The following is an 18,682-nucleotide window of genomic DNA, read 5'->3' as shown; positions in this document are numbered from 1 at the left end:
GCGCCGGGTTCCAAGGGCTGCGGCAATCTGCCGCACCCGGGCCAGCGGCCTGGGGGATAGGTCAGGGTTGCCTGGCCGTCGTATGGCTTGCGGGTGGAGCCGGCGCACAGGGGAGAACGGGTAGGAGGCCATACGAGGCAATGCGCCGTCGTGAGCCGATACGCTCGACACCGTCGACGATGCCTTTCTCTCGATCGGCCATTGCCAACGGTCGTATTTGGCGCTCGGAGCATCGCGCCGAGCCGGCATGGCGGACTACAGCGACAGTTTCGAGCGCTTGGGCAACTGCGCGCGCAGGAACGCCATCTGGTCGGAGAGGATGTTGCGGTTGGACAGGATCAGATGTTCGATCCAGCTCGGCCGGTACGGCACGGCCAGCAACGGCATATGCGCCTGCTGTGGTGTCCGGTTGGCCTTGCGCGAGTTGCACTGGAAGCAGGCGGTGACCACGTTCTCCCAGCTGTCGCGGCCGCCCTTGGAGACCGGCATGACGTGATCGCGGGTCAGCTGCGGGCGACTGAAGTGCTGGCCGCAATACATGCACAGCTGCGAGTCGCGCGCGAACAGGGCGGTGTTGCTGAGCGTCGGCGTCGGGTCCAGCGCACGCGAACGCGCGTGCCCGCGCGCTGCGATGATGGGATGCAATTCCAGCACGCTGCGCGCGCCGGTCAGGCGCGAGATGCCGCCATGGATCTGCATGCAGGGCTCGCCCAGCGTCCAGGACACCGCATCGCGTGCGTACAGACAGGCGGCGTCCTGCCAGTTGATCCAGTCCAGTACGCGACCATGCGCATCGAGCGACAGCAGGCGCAAGGTGGGAAGTTGCTGGATCGCAGCGACAGCGCTGCCCGCGACCGGAGCAGAAGAGCCTCCAGGGAAGATCACATCACCTGCGTGCGTGTCTGTCTCCATCGGGAAAACAGCTTATACCCGATCGTTGACAGTTTGTGTATTGCAGCGACTGGCTTTGGCGCGCGTCTTGCAATCACTTGCAGTCAGAGGTCAGCACGTCTCCGCCCAGCCGCCCCGGCCGCCGCGCTGTGCAACCATGTTCTGACGCCTTGCAGGCCTTGCTTAGCCGTAGGAGCGCACCCGGGCGCGACATCTCGCCGATCGATACCGCCTCATCGCGGCCAGGTCCGCTCCTACGACAGCGGCTGAATTCTGCGATGTTGGCGTAGATGCTCGCCCGGGCGCGACGTCTCGCTGATCGGTGCCGCCTCGTCGCGGCCAGGTCCGCTCCTACGACAGCGGCGGAATCCTGCGGTGTTGCCGTAGGAGTGCACCCGGGCGCGACGTCTCGCCGATCGGTACCGCCTCATCGCGGCCAGGTCCGCTACGACAGCGGCAGCCCGCCGCGATGATGCACTTGCTCAGGCCTCGCCGAACAACTCTGCTTCCAGCGTCATCAACGGCGCTGCGCCGCTGCGGATGGTGGCGGCATGGGTCAGCGTACGCGGCAACACGCGTGCGAAGTAGAAGCGGGCGGTTTCGCGCTTGGCGCGCTTGAACTCCTCGCTGTGCGCGGAGGCATCGGCAGCGGCCACGCTGCGCGCCCACCAGTACGCCAGCACCACGTAGCCGGAATAGAACAGGTAGTCGTAGCTGGCGGCACCGAGTTCGTCCGGGTTGCGGGCGGCGCGATCGAGCACGTCGCGGGTCAGCATCGCCCACTCGCTGCACTTGTCGCGCAGCGGCTTGATGAACTCGGCCAGCGCGGCATTGCCTTCCTGCGCATTGGCGAAGGTTTCCACATCGGCCAGGAACAGCTTCAGTCCCGCCGCCTGGCTGGCAGCGGTCTTGCGGCCGATCAGATCCAGCGCCTGGATGCCGGTGGTGCCTTCGTAGATGGTGGTGATGCGTGCGTCGCGGGCCAGCTGCTCCATGCCGTATTCGCGGATGTAGCCGTGGCCGCCGAAGCACTGCAGCGCGTGGTAGGTGTTCTCGATCGACCACTCGGTCTGGCAGGCCTTGGAGATCGGGGTGAGGAAGCTCACCAGGGTCTCGGCGTCGGCGCGTTCCTGTTCGGTGGTGCCGCGGTGGGCCACATCGACCAAGCTGGCCGCGTGCAGCGCGAGCAGGCGGCTGCCTTCGGTCAGCGACTTGATGGTCAACAGCATGCGGCGCACGTCCGGGTGCACGATGATCGGGTCGGCCGGCTTGTCGGGGAATTTGGCACCGCTGAGCGCGCGCGATTGCAGGCGCTCGCGGGTGTAGCGCAGCGCGTTCTGATACGCGCGTTCGGACAGGCCGATGCCCTGCAGGCCCACGCTCAGGCGTGCGGTATTCATCATCGTAAACATGGCCTGCAGGCCCTTGTGCGGCTGGCCGACCAGATAACCCTGCGCGCCTTCGAAGTTCATCACGCAGGTCACCGAGCCCTTGATGCCCATCTTGTGCTCGATCGAGCCGCAGTGCAGCGTGTTGCGCTCGCCCACAGTGCCGTCGCGATCCACCTTGAACTTGGGGGTGACGAACAGCGAGATGCCCTTGGCACCGGCAGGCGCGTCGGGCAGTTTGGCCAGCACCAGATGCACGATGTTGTCGGTGAGGTCGTGCTCGCCGGCGGTGATGAAGATCTTGGTGCCGGTGATGGCGTAGCTGCCGTCGGCGTTGGGCTCAGCGCGGGTCTTGAGCAGGCCCAGATCGGTGCCGCAATGCGGCTCGGTCAGGCACATGGTGCCGGTCCAGCGGCCGTCGGTCAGCGGCTTGAGGAACGCTTCCTGCTGCCACGCCTCGCCGTGCTGGCGCAGCGCTTCGCTGGCGCCGTGCGAGAGCAGCGGGAAATTGCCCCACGCCAGGTTGGCCGAGTTGATCATTTCGCTCAGCGGCACGCCCAGGGTGTGCGGCATGCCCTGGCCGCCGAACTCCGGCTCGGCGGTCAGGCCGTTCCAGCCGCCTGCCACGAACTGGTCGTAGGCCGCACGGAAGCCGGGCGGGGTGGTCACCGCGTGGGTGCTCTTGTCGAAGGCACAGCCGATTTCGTCGCCGATGCTGTTGAGCGGCGCCAGCACCTGCGCGGTGAAGCGGCCGGCTTCTTCGAGCACGGCGTCGATGATATCGGTGCTGGCGTCGGCATAGCCGAGCCGGGCGAACAGGGCCTGCGCGCCGAGTACGTCGTGCAGGGCGAAGCGGAAATCGGTCAGCGGGGCGGTGTAGCTGCTCATGCGGGATCCTTCAAATCGAGTGCGGGAAGGCGTGCGCGTCAGCGCAGCACGCCGTTGAGGCCGGGGGCCGGGCTGAGCGTGTTGCGCGATTGCACCGCGAACTCGCGTTGTTTCTTGTCCTGCGGGGTGGCCCACACCGTGCCCTTGAGCGTGTACGGCAGCGAGCGGCCGCCGGCAAGCACATCGGCCACAGTGAGGCGGCCCAGCGAGGTCGGCTGCACGCTGACGGTCACCACGTCGGCGGTTTCCGGGCCGATCGAGATACCGACGCTCTGGTCGAGCTTGCCGGCCAGCTGATCGCCGGCAGAAATTTCCAGCGCCACGCGCTCGAACTGCATCGGGATGCTGCTGTAGTTCTGCAGCCGCAGATCGACCGACCAGGAGCCATCGGCACGCACGGTCAGTTGCTGGATGCTGGCGGCCGGCTCGGACACGCGTCGGACCGCACCGCCGCAGGCGCTCAGCAGCAGGCCGCAGGCCAGCGACACGATCAGGAGACGGTAGGCACGACGCATGTACGGAAGTCCTTGGCGGGATAAGGCGGCGCCAAGAATACTACGCAGTACGGTTGCTGCCTTGCTGCCTCGCGGCGTGTCCGGGTGCAGGCGTCGCGGCACATCACGCGGCGCGGCCTGCTTTCAGGCCGCTGGCGTCAACGCAAGGGCGCAGCCACGATCAGCGGCGACAGGTCGTAGCCCATCTGCGTGGCCTGACGCTTGAGTTGCTCCAACTGCGCGCGCTGCATCTGTGGCGAGCGCGACAGGATCCACAGATACTTGCGATCCGGTTCGCCGACCACCGCCCATTGGTAATCCGGGTCGAGTGCGATCACCCAGTAGTCGGCCCACACCAGCGGCAACCAGCTCAACCACTCCGGCGCAAAGCGCACCTGCAGCTGCCCGGGCCGGCCCTCGACCGGCCGTGCCACTCCCTCGGCCTGGGTCAGCTCGCCATCGGCGCTGCGGCAGCCGTTGCGCACGCCGATCAAGCCATCGTCGCGCAAGGTGTAGCTGGCGGTGATGTCGCTGCGGCACTTCTTCTGGAACGACACCGGAAGATGCGCGATCTCGTGCCACTGCCCGGCGTAGCGGGAGATGTCCAGTTGCGGCACTGCGCGTACCGGCTGTTGGGCCGCGGCCATCAACGGCAGCAGCATGGCGAACGACAACAGCAGGCGGGGCAGGCGCATGACAATCTCCTCGGGACCTGCGCAGGCTAGGCCATGCCGCCCGCCGCGCGGCGTGAACCGGTGCAGGAAAGCACGGTCGCCGCGCCGGCCCGCAACAAAGTTCATCACAATGCTTGCTCAAACTGCGCCTGCTCGCTATGATGCGCGTCCTCGCAACGCAGGCAGCATGTTGCGATAGTGGCCGAGTAGCTCAGTTGGTAGAGCAGGGGATTGAAAATCCCCGTGTCGGCGGTTCGATTCCGTCCTCGGCCACCATTTCCAAGCCTTCGTTCGCAAGGCTTCCCGGCAATCGCCGGATGTGCAAACTCTCTTCCCTGTTTTTGTTGACGCCAAGTTGCAGCGATTGCTGCGGATGGATTGCTTGCGTTTGCCGGCAGACCTGTCGCCTGCGGCTGGGCGAACTGCTGTGTTGCTCCGTACTGTGACGCCAGCCCCTGGGCGGCGCGTGCGCTCCAGCTGCTGAGCAGCGCCCGATTGTTCCTTCTCCCCTAGGGAGAAGGTGCCCGACGGGCGGATGCGGGTACGGCCCGCCCTTGAATGGGCTTGGCAGATTGCGTCCGGTGAATGACCCAAGGGGTTGGAGCCGGATCGCGCGCTGCCGGATCGCGGTGGTTTTTCCACGTGGTCTTCAACTGCGCGTGGCGATACTTCCGCACATGACGCACAAGACACTTCGACGCACGTTGATCCACGGCTACTGCGGGGAGTTCCGCGTGGAAACCATGGAAAGTCAGGCTCCTGGACAGACGCAGTGGTCGTCGACGGCGTTCGTGTATCACCGCGACCATCCCTCGCCGATCGCCACGATCGAAGGCGCGGGGCAGGGCGAATACCGCGGCGATGCGCGCGAGCAGGCGCTGCGTGTGGGCTCCTGTCTCGCCGAGTTTCTGGATCCGAAGGAATACCGGCCCTGAGGCCTGGTGCCGGCACTGTGGCGTCAGGCTTTGTTGGACCGTGTCTGTACTGTTAAAACGTGCCACCGCGTCGTGCACTGGTGCATCGCTGGAAACGAAGAAGCAGCGATTGCCGCGCATGGACACCGGCGCTGCTGGCGATCAGCGCCCCGCAGGCCTGGCAGCGCGGGCTCGCTTACAACGTGCCGCCGGTGATGCCGCTGATGATGAACTGCCGTTCTTATCCGTGTGCCATTGCACTGGCAGACACGCTCGTATTTTCGAACCCGCGGCCGAGCGATCTGCGGCCCAACTGATGCAACGCGCAGCATCGACTACGCAGGCGCGATGCTCGCATGGTGCCCCACCAGCCGGCCGACCTGGATAGCCGCGTATGCTGGCGTCCCATGCAGATGAAGGAACGGCGATGACGACGCGATGCTTGTGGTTGGCCCTGGCACTGGCACTGGCACTGACAATGGCCGCAGTCGCGCCGTGCACCGCAGCGACGACACTGCCGGCCGCTGCGTCCAGGCTGCTGCCTGTCGGGCAGACGGTCATCGGCCTTGCCGAGGCGGATCTGACCGCCGATGGGCGGCCGGATTATGTGGTGGCCCTGCGCGCCAAGGCAGAAGATGCGCGCAAGACAAACAGCGACCCGGCGCCGGCGCGGACCCTGCTGGTGTTGGTGGCGACTGCCGACGGCAGCTTTGTGATTGCCGGGCGCAATACGCGGGTGATCTTCAAGGCCGACGAAGGCGGGCAGTGCGATCCGTTTCTGGACGGCGAACAAGGCCTGGTGGCGAAGGGCGCCTACTTCACCGTGCAAAATGGCGTGGCCTGCGGCCAGCACTGGACCGACTACATCACCTTCCGCTACGACCGTGCGCGCGGCGAGTTCTTGTTCCACAAGCGCGTGCTGGAAAGCTGGGAGATGAATACCGACAACGCGCCCGATGCCGATGCAATGCGCATGAGCGAGCACAAGGAGATCAAGGCCGATCCGCGCAAGCCGATTGCACTGTTTGCCTATACGCCTGCACCCGAGTGACGCGGCAGGGTGATCAGCCGCCTGCCGGCCACCAGTTGTCCATGTTGCGCCGGTAGACGAACAGGCGCGGCGCCTTGGCCACCTGGGCTGCGGCCTGGCGGTCGCCGGCGACCAACGAAAACCCGATGTCCGCCAGCATGCGCGAGAGCGCGTTGGCGTTGCCGCGGCCCGGATCGCTGATGACGATCTCGCACGAAGGCCTGGCCAGCGCGGGAATGAGGCTGGCCAACATGGTGGCGTGGCGGCTCTCGTAGAGCACGTCGCTGGCAATGATCATGTCGAACTGGCCCATGTTCGGCGCGCCGGCGTCCCAGTCGAGCCGGCGATACGGCACCGAGTCCAGGGAGTTGAGTGCGGCGTTGTACGCCAGGAACACCTCTGCCAGCGGGTGATGATCGCTGGCGACCACGTCGGCGCCGCGCCGGCGCAACACCAGGCTGGCCAGCCCCAGGCCGCAGCCGAGTTCGAGAATGCGCCGGCCTTCGATCGGGCGCGTGGCCATTGCTTCGGCCAGTAGCTGGCCGGCAGGCCAGACCTGCCCGAACAGGCTCCACTGCGCCGAGGAGATGCCGGCATCGGCCGCACTCTCGTCCGGATCGGCGTATTGCTGTTTATCGGCAAGTGCGCGGATGACGTAGGTCAGTTGCCCGAAGGTCAACTCGTGAATCTGGGTCTGGTAGCCCGGCATGGTGGCATCGCATGATTGCCAGAGCCTGCGCTGGCTGGAAAGACGCGCGCAACGGCGCCAGAACGGCCGAATGAAGCGCAAGAGCTGCTTGCTGCCCGCGCATGCTACGGCAAAACGACCGATGCACCTGCCTGCCAATGCTCGCCCGCCGTGCCTTCATTAGCCCGCTTTCAGCAAGCGACGGCGCAGGCAATGGCGCACAGCGGCGCGCTTGCAAGCAAGCCGGTGCCTGCCGCTATGGTCGCCGCATTCCACGGGCAAGGTGCGGCGATGAAGAACTGGATATTCCTGGCAATCGCGATCTGCGCAGAAGTCACCGCCACTGCGGCGCTCAAATCGAGCGAAGGCTTCACGCGCATGTGGCCATCGCTGCTCACCGTGCTGGGCTACGGCATTTCGTTCTATTTCCTGGCGCTGACGCTGCGCGTGATCCCGGTCGGCATCGCCTACGCCATGTGGTCGGGCGCGGGCATCGTGTTGATTTCGCTGGTGGCCTGGTCCGTGCACGGACAACGGCTGGATGCGCCCGCGCTGCTGGGCATGGGCCTGATCGTGGCCGGTGCGGTGGTCATCAACGTGTTTTCGAAGGTGGCGCCGCATTAGCGTGTGCTGCCTCCCGCACGCCGGGTTGCATCGGCGGGCGCGGCCGTACGGGAAAGGCTCATGGATGTGAGGGATCAACTCACCGGCCCCAACTAGACTATCGCCACGGGAATGGCCCCGCGGAGAACATGCACTTGAACGATCCTGGTAACGGAGAGCTGCGGGCGCCTCATATCAGCGAATCTCGCAGCCTGCCTGTGGAGAAGCATCGCTCGGATATCTTTTTTGCCGCGGTGGAAACCACGCGGATGCCGATGACGGTCACCGACCCGCACCTGCCCGACAATCCGATCGTGTTCGCCAACCGGGCGTTCCTGGAAATGACCGGGTATTCGTCCGAGGAGATCATCGGCAACAACTGCCGTTTCCTGCAGGGCCCGGAAACCGATCCGGCCAGCGTGCAGGACGTGCGCGAGTCCATCGAGCAACGCCGCGAATTCGCCACCGAGGTGCTGAATTACCGCAAGGATGGCTCCTCGTTCTGGAACGCGCTGTTCGTCTCGCCGGTGTTCGACGAGCAAGGCAACCTGGTCTACTTCTTCGGTTCGCAGCTGGACGTGAGTCGTCGCCGCGATGCCGAGGACGCCTTGCGCCAGGCGCAGAAGATGGAAGCGCTGGGGCAGTTGACCGGCGGCATCGCGCATGATTTCAACAATCTGCTGCAGGTGATGTCCGGGCATCTGGAAGTGATCCAGATGATGGTCTCCGGCGATGCCGCCAGGAATGCCGAACGCATCGCCTTCAGCGCCGAACATGCCGCAACGGCCGCGGCCAAGGCGGCCACCCTGACCCAGCAATTGCTGGCGTTTTCGCGCAAGCAGAAATTGCGGGGGCGGGTGGTCAATCTCAATGGCCTGGTGTCGGGCATGAACAACATGGCCGAGCGCACGCTGGGGGGCGGCATCAGCCTGCGGCAGTCGCTGGAAGATGGGCTGTGGAACTGCCAGATCGACACCACCCAGGCCGAAGTGGCGCTGTTGAACGTGCTGATCAATGCGCGCGATGCGATGGCGCAGTCCGAGCGCAAGGAAGTGACCGTGCAGACCCAGAACGTGGAAATCACCAGCCACGATCTGGCCATGCACCACCAGTTGGCGCCGGGTCGCTATGTGAGCATTGCCGTCAGCGACACGGGCTTGGGCATGCCGCCGGAGGTGGCCAGCCGCGTCATGGAGCCGTTCTTTACCACCAAGGACGAGGGGCAGGGCACAGGCCTGGGTCTGTCGATGGTGTACGGCTTCGTCAAGCAGTCCGGCGGCACCGTGCGCATCTACAGCGAAGTGGGCGAAGGCACCACGGTGCGGTTGTATTTCCCCGCATCCAACGAGTTCGAGAACGACCTGCAGGCCGTCAAGAGCCGTGCCATCGACAAGGGCGGCAGCGAAACCATCCTGGTGGTGGAAGACAAGCAGGACGTGGCGGTGGTGGCCAGGATGTTCCTGGAAAACGCCGGTTACCGCATTCTCTCTGCAGCCAGCGGGCGCGAGGCGATCGAGTTACTCGAGCAGCATGCGGAAGTGGATGCGCTGTTCACCGATCTGATCATGCCCGGCGGCATGAATGGCGTGGTGCTGGCCCGCGAGGCGCGGCGCATGCTGCCCAGGATCAAGGTCCTGCTGACCACCGGCTATGCCGATGCCAGCATTCAGCGCACCGACGTGGGCGGCGCGGAGTTCGACGTGGTCAACAAACCGTATACGCAAAAGGAGCTGCTCAAGCGGATCCGCATGCTGCTGGACGGGCCGACCGGCGTCGGTTGAGGCGCACGCATCCGGGCAGTGCGATGCCTGGATGTCACCTGCAGATGGGCGCAGTGATCGTGTAGCGGGGGCTGCGCTGCAGGTCTATCCTGCGCTGCGCTCTTTTTGTCCTGTCTAAAGCCGCGGCCAGCAGTGCCCGGCCCGAAGGAAGTGTTGCGCAGGATCTGGAGGGCAGATGTGATGCACGCCGATCCCGGTCACCGGCCGCGCCTGTCCGGCAGTGAGCGCAGTGGTCTGTTGGCCGCGCTGAATCCCGACGTGCTTACTCTTCGCCCATCGGCGCGACATAGCCATCCGGCTTGTCGGCGTTGCGTTCGAACAGGAACTTCTGCAACTCGGCTTCGAGAAACGCGCGATGCTTGGGGTCGCGCGGCGACAGCCGGTTTTCGTTGATCAGCATGGTCTGATGCGCCAGCCAGGCCTGCCATGCGCTCTTGCCGATCTGCGCGAACACGCGCTGGCCGAGCTCGCCGGGATACGGCACAAAATCCAGGCCTTCGGTGTCACATTGCTGGTACTGGCAGAACACGGTGCGGGACATGCGGATTCCTTTGAGTGCGCGCCTAGAGGGCGTCGAGCAGTTTGCGGATCGGCGCCGGCAGGCCCAGCGATGCGAGATCGGCGCGGGCGACCCAGCGCAGGTCGTCATTGTCGCGTACCGCCGGGCGCAGTGCGACCTTGCCGAGGTGCAAGGGCTGCAGATGCAGGCGGTAATGACTGAAGGTGTGCACGATCAGCGGCAGTTCGTCGGCGCGGTCGTAGTTGCCATCGATGTGTTTGTCGAACCATGCGCGCATGCCGCTGTCGGTCTCGGCCTGCGGCAGCGTCCATAGCGAGGCCCAGATGCCGGTCGGCGGGCGGCGCTGCAGCAGGATCTGCCTGTCTGCGTTTTCCAGCAGCAGCGCGGTTGCTTCGCGCTCGGGCAACGCCTTGCCGGGCTTGGGCGTGGGCAGTGCGTCCACCAGGCCATCGCGGCGCGCCACGCAATCGTCCTGCAGCGGGCACAGCACGCAGGCCGGCTTGGCGCGCGTGCATAGCGTGGCGCCGAAATCCATTTGCGCCTGGGTGTAGTCGGCCAGGCGGCCGGCCGGCACCTGCGCCACATGCGTCGTCGCCAGTTGCCATAACTGCTTTTCGATCGCCGGCAGGCCGGGGTAGCCGGCAATGCCGTGGAAGCGCGTCAGCACGCGTTTGACGTTGCCGTCCATGATCGCGAAGCGGTCGTTCCAGGCCTGGCTGAGGATCGCGCCGGCGGTGCTGCGGCCGATGCCGGGCAACGCCAGCAACGCATCGAAATCGCGTGGCAGCTCGCCATCGTGCAGGGTGACGCATTGCCGGGCTGCGGCATGCAGGTTGCGTGCGCGTGCGTAGTAGCCAAGCCCGGCCCAATGCGCCATCACGGTGTCGTTGTCGGCCGCGGCCAGGTCGGCCAGGGTCGGAAAGCGGGCGACGAACTTGTGGAAATACGGAATGACCACCGCGACCTGGGTCTGCTGCAGCATGATTTCCGACAGCCACACCCGGTAGGGCGCGCGCGGGTGTTGCCAGGGCAGGTCGTGGCGGCCGTGGCCGTCGAACCAGTGCAGCAGGCGGTCGACGAAGGCGTCAGCGGTGGCAGTGGCGTGATCGGCTGGCATGGGGTCTGCTGGCGAAGGAAGGCGGTGACGGCGGGCGGATGACGCCCGGCTGTGCGCGTATGGCGATGGGCCGATCAGTGCAGCGGAAACGCAAGTCCAACCCGGCATTGGTCGCAGAAGAAGCCTTCATCGCCAGGCCAGTGCGGTGCGGCCGGTGCATGGTAATGAACCAGCTCCGCGTTGCGCCGCGCCTGCTTGCGCAACGCCGCCGGCAATGGCTGGGCGAACTCCAGGGCACGCCCGGCGCGCGACCAGTCGCCGGACACGTCCCGCACCGTGCAGCCTGCCTGCAGCGCCTGCGCGCACAACGCTTGCAGATGCGGGCAGGCCTCTGTCACTCAGCTGCCCAGGGCTTCCGGCAGCAGGGCATCGACGAAGGCGACCGGGTCGAACACGCGCAGGTCTTCCGGGCGTTCGCCGATGCCGGCGAAGCGGATCGGGATATTGAACTCGCGCGCCAGTGCGAACACCACGCCGCCCTTGGCGGTGCCATCGAGCTTGGTCACGACCAGGCCGGTGACGCCGACCGCGGCATGGAACTGGCGCAGCTGCGAGATGGCGTTCTGGCCGGTGGTGCCGTCGATGACCATCAGCACCTCGTGCGGTGCGGCAGCATCGATCTTGCCGAGCACGCGGCGGATCTTGCCCAGCTCGTTCATCAGCCCGGTCTGGGTGTGCAGGCGGCCGGCGGTGTCGGCGATCAACACCTCGGTGCCACGCGCCTTGGCGGCCTGCAGCGCGTCGAATGCCACCGAGGCGGCATCGGCATTCTGCCCCTGCGCGATCACGGCCACGCCGTTGCGATCGCCCCAGGCCTGCAGCTGCGCCACCGCCGCGGCGCGGAAGGTGTCGCCGGCGGCCAGCATCAGGCTGTTGCCGTCGTCCTTGAAGCGCTTGGCCAGCTTGCCGATGGTGGTGGTCTTGCCGACGCCATTGACGCCGACGGTGAGCACCACGAAGGGCTTGGCCGAGCGGTCGATGACCAGCGGTTTGGAGACCGGCTGCAGCAGCGCGATCAGATCGGCGCGCAGGGCCTTGAACATCGCCTGCGCATCGGCGAACTCGCGCGACTTCATGCGCTTGCGCAGCCCTTCGACCAGGGCGGTGGTCGCGCCGATGCCGACGTCGGCGGTGATCAGCGCGGTTTCGATTTCGTCGAGCAGGTCGTCGTCGAGCTTGGGGTTGCGCGAGAACAGACCGCCGAAGCTGCGCGCGAAGCTGCTGTTGCGCAGACGGTCGCGCCAGCCCGGCTTGCCGGCCGGAGCGGCCGGTAGCGCATCGCGCTGGCCGACGATGCTGTCGTTGTCGGAACTGGCCGGCACTGGGGCGCTGATCACGGCCGGGGCGACGACGCTGGGCGCGGCGGCAGGCAACGGGGCAACGGCCGGTGTCACTGCGGGAGCAGCTGTTGCGGCGGCAGGTGTCACGACAGCGGGTGTAACCACAGTAGGCGTGGCAGCAGGCGTCGCGGTCGACGGTACGACTGCGGGCGCGGCGCCTTGCGCAGGCGTGCCTGCCGGCTGCGCGGGTGCGCTGTGCGGCTGTACGACAACCGGTGGCGGCACCACTACCGTGGGAGCGTGCGGCGCGGCAGACGGAACCGGATCGGGCAGCGCCTGCAATGCCTCAGGCGTCGGCGTGGCCGACGGCGTGGGTGTGTTGGGGACTGCGGCAATGCTCTGCGCCTGGCCAGTGCGCGTGGCGATGTCCTGGGCAAGTTGGTCGGCTGGTGCCGCGGCAGGCGGCGTTGCGGCGGGCGTCGGCGTTACCGCATCGCTGCGCGCGGGTGCGGCAGGCGCGGGTGATGCTGGTGTGGCCGATGTGCCAGGTTCGGCAGTCGGCATTGCCTCGGCCGGCGATGCCGGGGTGGCGGCAGACGGCGCGGTGGGGAATGCGGCTGCCAGTTCTTCCAGGCTATAGCGCGAGGTACGCGCGCTGTCGGGCGTGGTTGGCTTGTTACGGCGGAAAAAGCTGGCCATTGGCAACGCGGTAGGGGAAACCAGAAATTCTACCATCCGGGCCCAGGGTCGCCTTGACGCGACCTTCAGCGCGACCCCGCTTGTGCCACCTCCTGCGCACCGCGACAGCGTTGCGACAATCCGGGCAAACCGCATCGCCGCGGTATCGCCAATGCTGCCGAATTCGGCATTTGTGCCAGCGGTGTGTCAGCGTGTGTTTGCGTGCCTACAACTGCCCCTTGAGCGCTCGGTAATCGCGCGGGGTCATGCCGACGGTTGCCTTGAACTGACGCGCGAATGCGCTCTGGTCGGCAAAGCCGCAGCGTTGCCCGATGCTGGCGATGCTGTCGTCGCCGTACAGCAGCCGCATCGCCGATTCGATCCGCAGCTTGGTCAGCAGTTGCTGCGGAGTCACCTGGAACACGCGGCGGAAGTGCCGTTCCAGCTGCGCCACCGACAGGCCGGCCAGGTCGGCCAGGCTCTGCACCCGCAGGTTGTCGCCGAAGTTGGCCTGCATGTGATCCATCACCTGGCTCAGGCGCTCGTATGCCGAGTGCCGGCTGTCGGGCTGGCCCAGATCGCGCGAAATGCCGACCACGCCAATCACTTCATTGGCCTCGCATAGCGGGCGTTTGAAGGTCAGGCACCAACCGGGCAGGCGGTTGGGATACAGATGCACCTCCAGCTGGTTGTCGATGAGCTCGCCACACAGCACGCGGCGGTCCTGCATCATGTAGCTGCCGCCCAGCGGCAGCGGGAACACTTCCAGTGGCGAGCGGCCGATGATTTCGCTGCGCAATTTGCGTCCGAGCCGGCGCACCAGCGTCAGGTTGCAATGGGTGTAGCGGCCCTCGCTGTCCTTGATGAAGAACACCACGTCCGGCAGCGCATCGAACAGCGTCTGCATTTCCAGCGCGGGAAGGTTGAGGTCCATCGGCGTCATGGTGGCGGTCACGATTGACGGCTGCACGAAAGGCGCGGCCCTGTATTGATCCTAGCGCAAACGCGGGGCTGTGAACCGGGTTGTCGATTGTGCGGATTTCCGCATTTGCAACTCGCATTGGACGCTAGTCGTCCGCCAGCCGGCAGTGGGAGCATGGGCCATGCACACCATCGACGTCATCGACTCCCATACGGCCGGCGAACCTACCCGCGTGGTCCTCTCCGGCTTCCCCGATCTGGGCGATGGCGATCTGGCGCAATGCCGCGAGCGGTTTGGCCGCGATTTCGACCAGTGGCGCAGCGCGATCGCCTGCGAACCGCGCGGCTCGGACACCATGGTCGGCGCCTTGCTGCTGCCGGCCCGCGATCCCAGCGCCTGCACCGGAGTGATCTTCTTCAACAACGTGGGCTACCTGGGCATGTGCGGGCACGGCACCATCGGCGTGGTGCGTACGCTGGCCGAGCTGGGGCGCATCGCGCCGGGCCAGCACCGCATCGAGACGCCGGTCGGCACGGTCGGCGTGGAACTGGCCGAAGACGGCACGGTGTCGGTCGACAATGTCGACAGCTATCGCGTCGCGACCGACGTGGACGTGGACGTGCCCGGTTACGGGCCGGTGCGTGGCGATGTGGCCTGGGGCGGCAACTGGTTCTTCATCACCGGGCAGGCGCCGTGTGCGCTGGACCTGGCACATCAGCGCGAGCTGACCGCCTATACCGAGGCGATCCGGCTGGCGCTGGAAGCGGCCGGCATCACCGGCGAGGCCGGTGGCGAGATCGACCATATCGAAATCAACGGCAGCGCACCCGACGGCAGTGGCGTGGCGCGCAACTTCGTGCTGTGCCCGGGGCTGGCCTACGACCGTTCGCCGTGCGGCACCGGCACCAGCGCCAAGCTGGCCTGCCTGGCCGCCGACGGCAAGCTGGCCGAAGGCGAGCGCTGGGTGCAGCAGGGCATTCTGGGCAGCGCCTTCGAAGGCAGCTATCGCCTCAGCGGGCGCGGCATTGCGCCACGCATCAGCGGGCACGCCTACATCACCGCACGCGCGCAGCTGCTGATCGACCCGGCCGACCCGTTCGCCTGGGGCATCGTGGCCTGATGGACGAAGTGCGGCCCGCATCGGAGGGAGTTGGCAGCGCGCCGGCCGCCGATGCGGCGCCGTCGGCAGCGTCCACGCGACGCAGCTACGACCTGATCGTGGTGGGCGCGGGCATCGTTGGCGCGGCCTGCGCCGAGGCGGCCGCGTGCGAAGGGCTGCGCGTGGCGATCGTCGAGCCCGGGCCGATCGGCGGCGGTTCCACCGCGGCGGCGATGGGGCACCTGGTGGCGATGGACGACGACCCGGCCGAGCTGGCGTTGTCGGCGTATTCGCTGCGGCTGTGGGAGCGCTTCGCACAACTGAGCGAGGCCGAATTCAGCCGCTGCGGCACGCTGTGGGTGGCCCGCGATGCGCGCGAACTGGCGGCGGTGCCGGCCAAGATCGCGCGGCTGGCGGCGGCCGGCCTGCATGCCGACGCGATCGATGCCAGCCAGCTGTATGCACTGGAGCCGCAACTGGTGGCGGGCCTGGCCGGCGGCATGCTGGTGCCGGGTGAGGCCGTGGTGTATCCGCCGCGGGTGGCGCGGCATCTGGTGAGCCTGGCCTGCAAGGCGGGCGCGCAGCTGTTTGCCGGCCGCAAGGTGGAGCAGTTGCAGGTGCATGGGGTGCGTCTGGACGATGGCCAACTGCTGGCCGGCCCGGTGCTGGTGGCCAGCGGGGTGGCCTTGCCGCAGTTGTTGCCGGAGCTGGCACTGCGCCCGCGCAAGGGCCATCTGGTCATCACCGACCGGCATCCTGGCTTGATCCGGCATCAGCTACTGGAACTGGGCTATGCCGATTCGGCGCATGGCGCCGACGCCACCAGCGTGGCCTTCAATGTGCAGCCGCGGCCGACCGGGCAGATCCTGATCGGCTCCTCGCGCCAGTTCGGTGAGCACGACCGCGCGCTGTCGCTGCCGGTGTTGCAGCAGATGCTGCAGCGCGCATTCGCCTATCTGCCGGTGCTGCGCGAGTTGCAGGCGATCCGGGTGTGGACCGGGCTGCGCCCGACGACACCGGACGGGCGCCCGTATCTCGGGGCGGTGCCCGGCCGGCGCGATGTGTGGGTGGCCGCCGGTCATGAGGGGCTGGGCGTCACCACGGCGCTGGGGAGTGCCCGGGTGATCGTGGACAGCCTGCTTGGGCGCACGCCGGCCATCGACCCCAGCCCGTACGCTCCGGCGCGCGCCGTGCATGGTGCAGCCGCATGAGCGCGACGGTGCGCCTGCACGTGGATGCGCAAGCGGTCGAGGTGCCGGCCGGCGCCAGCGTGGCCGCTGCGGTGGCGCTGGCGACGCTGCAGTTCCGGCAGTCATGCAGCGGCCAGCCGCGCGCGCCGTTGTGCGGCATGGGCGTGTGTTTCGAATGCCGGGTGCGCATCGACGGCATCGGCCAGCAACGCGCCTGCCTGGTGGATGCGCGCGACGGCATGCAGGTACGCACCGATGGCTGAGCGCGTGCAGCATTTCGATGTGCTGGTGATCGGCGCCGGCCCGGCCGGTCTGGCGGCAGCGCAGGCAGCGGCCAGTCATGGCGTGCGGGTGGGCGTGGTCGACCTGCAGCCGCGTGCCGGCGGGCAGGTGTGGCGCAACGATGTGCGGCACGGCGCGCCGGCCGATGCGCGCGCGCTGTTGCGGCAGGTGCAGGGCGCGGCGTCGATCACGCTGCTGACGCAAACGCAGATCCTGCTGGCGCAGCCGGGCTGGCTGCTGGCCGATGGCCCGCACGGTTCCCTGCAACTGCATTACGCCGCCCTGGTGCTGGCCACCGGCGCGCGCGAATTGCTGCTGCCGTTTCCGGGCTGGACCTTGCCCGGCGTCACCGGCGCCGGCGCGGCGCAGGCGCTGGCCAAACAGGGCTGGCCGCTGGCCGGCAAGCGTGTGGTGGTCGCCGGCAGCGGCCCGCTGCTGCTGGCCAGTGCGGCCACCTTGCAACGGCATGGCGCGCAGGTGCTTGGCATCCACGAACAGACATCAGCGGCCGCGTTGCGGCAGTTTGCGCTGCAGCTGTGGCGCTGGCCGGGCAAGGCGGCGCAGGCGGTGGCGCTGCGCCTGCAATTGCGCGCGGTGGCGTATTGCGCCGGCAGCTTTGTCGTTGCCGCACACGGCGACACGCAACTGCGCGAAATCGAGATCGAAGGGCCCACCGGCCGCACGCGTGTTGCCTGCGATCAACTGGCGGTGGGCTATGGCCTGGTGCCGAACACCGAGCTCGCACAGCTGCTCGGTTGCCGGCTGGACGCGTACGGCGCGCATCAACAGGTGCATGTGGACGCACTGCTGCGCACCAGCGTGCGGCAGGTCTTTGCAGCGGGCGAGGCCTGCGGCATCGGTGGACGCGATTGCGCGCTGATCGAAGGCGCGATGGCCGGGCACATGGCTGCCGACGCGCCGGACGCTGCGCTGCGCCTGCAGCCGCGGCGACGTGCCGCGCGTGCGTTCGCCGAGGCGCTGCAACAGCAGTTCGCGCTTGATCCACGCATCCGCACGCTGGCGCAGCCCGACACGCTGGTGTGCCGCTGCGAAGACGTGCCGCTGGGCGCGCTGGACAACTTCAACGATGCACGCGATGCCAAGCTCGCTTCGCGCTGCGGCATGGGCGCCTGTCAGGGCCGCATCTGCGGCACCGCGCTCACCGAACTGGGGCGTTGCCCGCCCGCGCTTTCCACCGACGCCGGCCGCCGGCCGCCGTTGTTCCCGGTCCGCCTCGCGGCGCTGGCCGACCCGTTCACTTCCGACTCGCAAGGGAATCATCCATGAGTATTGCTGCGTTCTGGCATGGCGTGCTGCCGGCCATCACCACCCCGTTCACCGCCTCCGGCGAGATCGATCACGACTTCCTCGCCAAGCACGCCAATCAACTGGTCGACGCCGGCTGCACCGCGATCGTGCCGCTAGGCTCGCTGGGCGAGGCGGCCACCTTGAGCGTGGACGACAAGCTGGCCGTGCTCAAGACACTAGTCAGCGCATTGAACGGCCGCGTTCCGGTGGTGCCGGGCATCGCCAGCCTGGCGACCGGTGAGGCGGTGGCGCTGGCCAAGGCGGCCAAGGACCTCGGTTGCGGCGGGCTGATGGTGTTGCCGCCCTACGTCTACTCCACCGACTGGCGCGAGATGGGCGCGCATGTGCGCGCGGTGATCGCCGCCACCGACCTGCCGGTGATCCTGTACAACAACCCTGTGGCCTACAAGACCGATTTCGGCCCGGCGCAGATCGCCGAGCTGGCCGCCGAATTCCCCAACCTGCAGGCAGTGAAGGAATCCTCGGGCGACGTGCGCCGCTTCGCCGCGCTGCAGGAGCTGCTGGGCGATCGTCTGGCGCTGCTGGTGGGCATGGACGATGCCATCGTCGAGGGCCTGAGCATGGGCGCCAAGGGCTGGATCGCCGGCCTGGTCAACGCCTACCCGAAGGAATCGGTGCGCCTGTTCGAACTCGCGCGCGACGGCGGCTACCCGGCGGCGAAGGAACTCTACGACTGGTTCCTGCCGCTGTTGCGCCTGGATACCGTGCCCAAGTTCGTGCAGTTGATCAAACTGGTGCAGGAAAAGGTCGGCCTGGGCAGCGAGCGCGTGCGCGCGCCGCGTCTGGTGGTCGACGGTGCCGAGCGCGAGGCCGCGCTCAAGGTCATCGACCACGCCATTGCCACTGCGCCCAAACTGTCCTGACGATGAGCTCGCGCTGCACGCCACCGGATGAGCGCCGCGCACGGATGCACG

At 67.4% G+C, this 18,682-nt stretch carries 19 protein-coding genes and 1 tRNA gene; 10 read left to right on the top strand and 10 right to left on the bottom strand.

What is annotated here, in order from left to right; translation table 11 throughout:
* Positions 1 to 255: 255 nt before the first annotated feature.
* The 4 genes from KHN93_RS12770 to KHN93_RS12755 all read right to left on the bottom strand — a co-directional run bounded on the left by KHN93_RS12770 (position 256) and on the right by KHN93_RS12755 (position 4,356).
* Entirely contained in the window at positions 256 to 912 is a 657-nt protein-coding gene (locus tag KHN93_RS12770) for an HNH endonuclease (RefSeq protein WP_026064924.1), read from the bottom strand.
* 461 nt (positions 913 to 1,373) lie between these two features.
* Complete coding sequence (locus KHN93_RS12765; protein WP_104559500.1) at positions 1,374 to 3,167, bottom strand: acyl-CoA dehydrogenase C-terminal domain-containing protein; 1,794 nt, start codon at positions 3,165 to 3,167, stop codon at positions 1,374 to 1,376.
* Positions 3,168 to 3,205: 38 nt separating this feature from the next.
* Positions 3,206 to 3,682 carry an LEA/WHy family protein gene (locus KHN93_RS12760; RefSeq protein WP_104559501.1) on the bottom strand — a complete coding sequence of 159 codons (477 nt, stop codon included), beginning with the start codon at positions 3,680 to 3,682 and terminating at the stop codon, positions 3,206 to 3,208.
* A 137-nt stretch (positions 3,683 to 3,819) separates the two neighbouring features.
* Positions 3,820 to 4,356: a lipocalin family protein gene (locus tag KHN93_RS12755; protein WP_039815120.1), complete on the bottom strand. Its 537-nt coding sequence runs from the start codon at positions 4,354 to 4,356 to the stop codon at positions 3,820 to 3,822.
* 179 nt (positions 4,357 to 4,535) lie between these two features.
* Between KHN93_RS12755 and KHN93_RS12750 the strand changes: the two genes are divergently transcribed.
* From KHN93_RS12750 to KHN93_RS12740, 3 genes are all read left to right on the top strand, one after another.
* Positions 4,536 to 4,611 (top strand) — tRNA-Phe (locus tag KHN93_RS12750).
* A gap of 401 nt (positions 4,612 to 5,012) precedes the next feature.
* Positions 5,013 to 5,270, top strand: a complete 258-nt coding sequence (locus KHN93_RS12745) for a hypothetical protein (protein WP_024937906.1) — start codon at positions 5,013 to 5,015, stop codon at positions 5,268 to 5,270.
* Positions 5,271 to 5,727: 457 nt separating this feature from the next.
* The gene (locus KHN93_RS12740; protein WP_104559752.1) at positions 5,728 to 6,300 is read left to right on the top strand and encodes a hypothetical protein; all 573 of its coding nucleotides are present in this window, start codon (positions 5,728 to 5,730) and stop codon (positions 6,298 to 6,300) included.
* 13 nt (positions 6,301 to 6,313) lie between these two features.
* Here KHN93_RS12740 and KHN93_RS12735 read toward each other — a convergent pair whose 3' ends face one another.
* Positions 6,314 to 6,988, bottom strand: a complete 675-nt coding sequence (locus KHN93_RS12735) for a class I SAM-dependent methyltransferase (protein ID WP_104559503.1) — start codon at positions 6,986 to 6,988, stop codon at positions 6,314 to 6,316.
* A gap of 270 nt (positions 6,989 to 7,258) precedes the next feature.
* On the opposite strand from KHN93_RS12735, the gene KHN93_RS12730 reads away from it, so the two are divergent.
* Together KHN93_RS12730 and KHN93_RS12725 are read left to right on the top strand one after the other, a co-directional pair.
* Positions 7,259 to 7,591 carry an SMR family transporter gene (locus tag KHN93_RS12730; RefSeq protein WP_212579641.1) on the top strand — a complete coding sequence of 111 codons (333 nt, stop codon included), beginning with the start codon at positions 7,259 to 7,261 and terminating at the stop codon, positions 7,589 to 7,591.
* Between the two features lie 134 nt (positions 7,592 to 7,725).
* Positions 7,726 to 9,351 carry a hybrid sensor histidine kinase/response regulator gene (locus KHN93_RS12725; RefSeq protein WP_211920286.1) on the top strand — a complete coding sequence of 542 codons (1,626 nt, stop codon included), beginning with the start codon at positions 7,726 to 7,728 and terminating at the stop codon, positions 9,349 to 9,351.
* 262 nt (positions 9,352 to 9,613) lie between these two features.
* Here KHN93_RS12725 and KHN93_RS12720 read toward each other — a convergent pair whose 3' ends face one another.
* The 5 genes from KHN93_RS12720 to KHN93_RS12700 all read right to left on the bottom strand — a co-directional run bounded on the left by KHN93_RS12720 (position 9,614) and on the right by KHN93_RS12700 (position 13,889).
* Positions 9,614 to 9,892: an oxidative damage protection protein gene (locus tag KHN93_RS12720; protein ID WP_104622843.1), complete on the bottom strand. Its 279-nt coding sequence runs from the start codon at positions 9,890 to 9,892 to the stop codon at positions 9,614 to 9,616.
* Positions 9,893 to 9,914: 22 nt separating this feature from the next.
* Positions 9,915 to 10,988 (bottom strand): A/G-specific adenine glycosylase, encoded by a 1,074-nt coding sequence (mutY, locus tag KHN93_RS12715; RefSeq protein WP_211920284.1) that lies wholly within the window; start codon positions 10,986 to 10,988, stop codon positions 9,915 to 9,917.
* 74 nt (positions 10,989 to 11,062) lie between these two features.
* On the bottom strand, positions 11,063 to 11,326 hold the full coding sequence (locus tag KHN93_RS12710; protein ID WP_211920282.1) for a hypothetical protein: 264 nt from the start codon (positions 11,324 to 11,326) through the stop codon (positions 11,063 to 11,065).
* Positions 11,327 to 12,967, bottom strand: coding sequence for a signal recognition particle-docking protein FtsY (gene ftsY / locus KHN93_RS12705; protein WP_211920280.1), 1,641 nt, complete (start codon positions 12,965 to 12,967; stop codon positions 11,327 to 11,329). It lies immediately after the preceding gene.
* 205 nt (positions 12,968 to 13,172) lie between these two features.
* Complete coding sequence (locus KHN93_RS12700; RefSeq protein WP_024937898.1) at positions 13,173 to 13,889, bottom strand: AraC family transcriptional regulator; 717 nt, start codon at positions 13,887 to 13,889, stop codon at positions 13,173 to 13,175.
* 160 nt (positions 13,890 to 14,049) lie between these two features.
* Here KHN93_RS12700 and KHN93_RS12695 point away from each other — a divergent pair, with 160 nt between their 5' ends.
* From KHN93_RS12695 to KHN93_RS12675, 5 genes are read left to right on the top strand one after another with little or no spacing between them, the layout of a single operon-like run.
* Complete coding sequence (locus KHN93_RS12695; protein ID WP_039522084.1) at positions 14,050 to 14,988, top strand: proline racemase family protein; 939 nt, start codon at positions 14,050 to 14,052, stop codon at positions 14,986 to 14,988.
* Positions 14,988 to 16,178, top strand: a complete 1,191-nt coding sequence (locus KHN93_RS12690) for an NAD(P)/FAD-dependent oxidoreductase (RefSeq protein WP_244812116.1) — start codon at positions 14,988 to 14,990, stop codon at positions 16,176 to 16,178. Before KHN93_RS12695 ends, KHN93_RS12690 begins: the two co-directional genes overlap by 1 nt.
* The gene (locus KHN93_RS12685) at positions 16,175 to 16,420 is read left to right on the top strand and encodes a 2Fe-2S iron-sulfur cluster-binding protein (RefSeq protein WP_006451839.1); all 246 of its coding nucleotides are present in this window, start codon (positions 16,175 to 16,177) and stop codon (positions 16,418 to 16,420) included. The genes KHN93_RS12690 and KHN93_RS12685 overlap by 4 nt, the downstream gene beginning before the upstream one ends.
* On the top strand, positions 16,413 to 17,726 hold the full coding sequence (locus KHN93_RS12680; RefSeq protein WP_211920278.1) for an NAD(P)/FAD-dependent oxidoreductase: 1,314 nt from the start codon (positions 16,413 to 16,415) through the stop codon (positions 17,724 to 17,726). Before KHN93_RS12685 ends, KHN93_RS12680 begins: the two co-directional genes overlap by 8 nt.
* Entirely contained in the window at positions 17,723 to 18,631 is a 909-nt protein-coding gene (locus tag KHN93_RS12675; protein ID WP_104554140.1) for a dihydrodipicolinate synthase family protein, read from the top strand. Before KHN93_RS12680 ends, KHN93_RS12675 begins: the two co-directional genes overlap by 4 nt.
* The last annotated feature ends 51 nt before the right edge of the window (positions 18,632 to 18,682 follow it).

The sequence above is a fragment of the Xanthomonas arboricola pv. juglandis genome (assembly GCF_905367715.1).
In the GTDB taxonomy this organism is placed as follows: Bacteria; Pseudomonadota; Gammaproteobacteria; order Xanthomonadales; family Xanthomonadaceae; genus Xanthomonas; species Xanthomonas arboricola.
The sequence above is the reverse complement of the archived record's forward strand: the minus strand, read 5'-3'. Positions and strand labels throughout refer to the sequence as shown.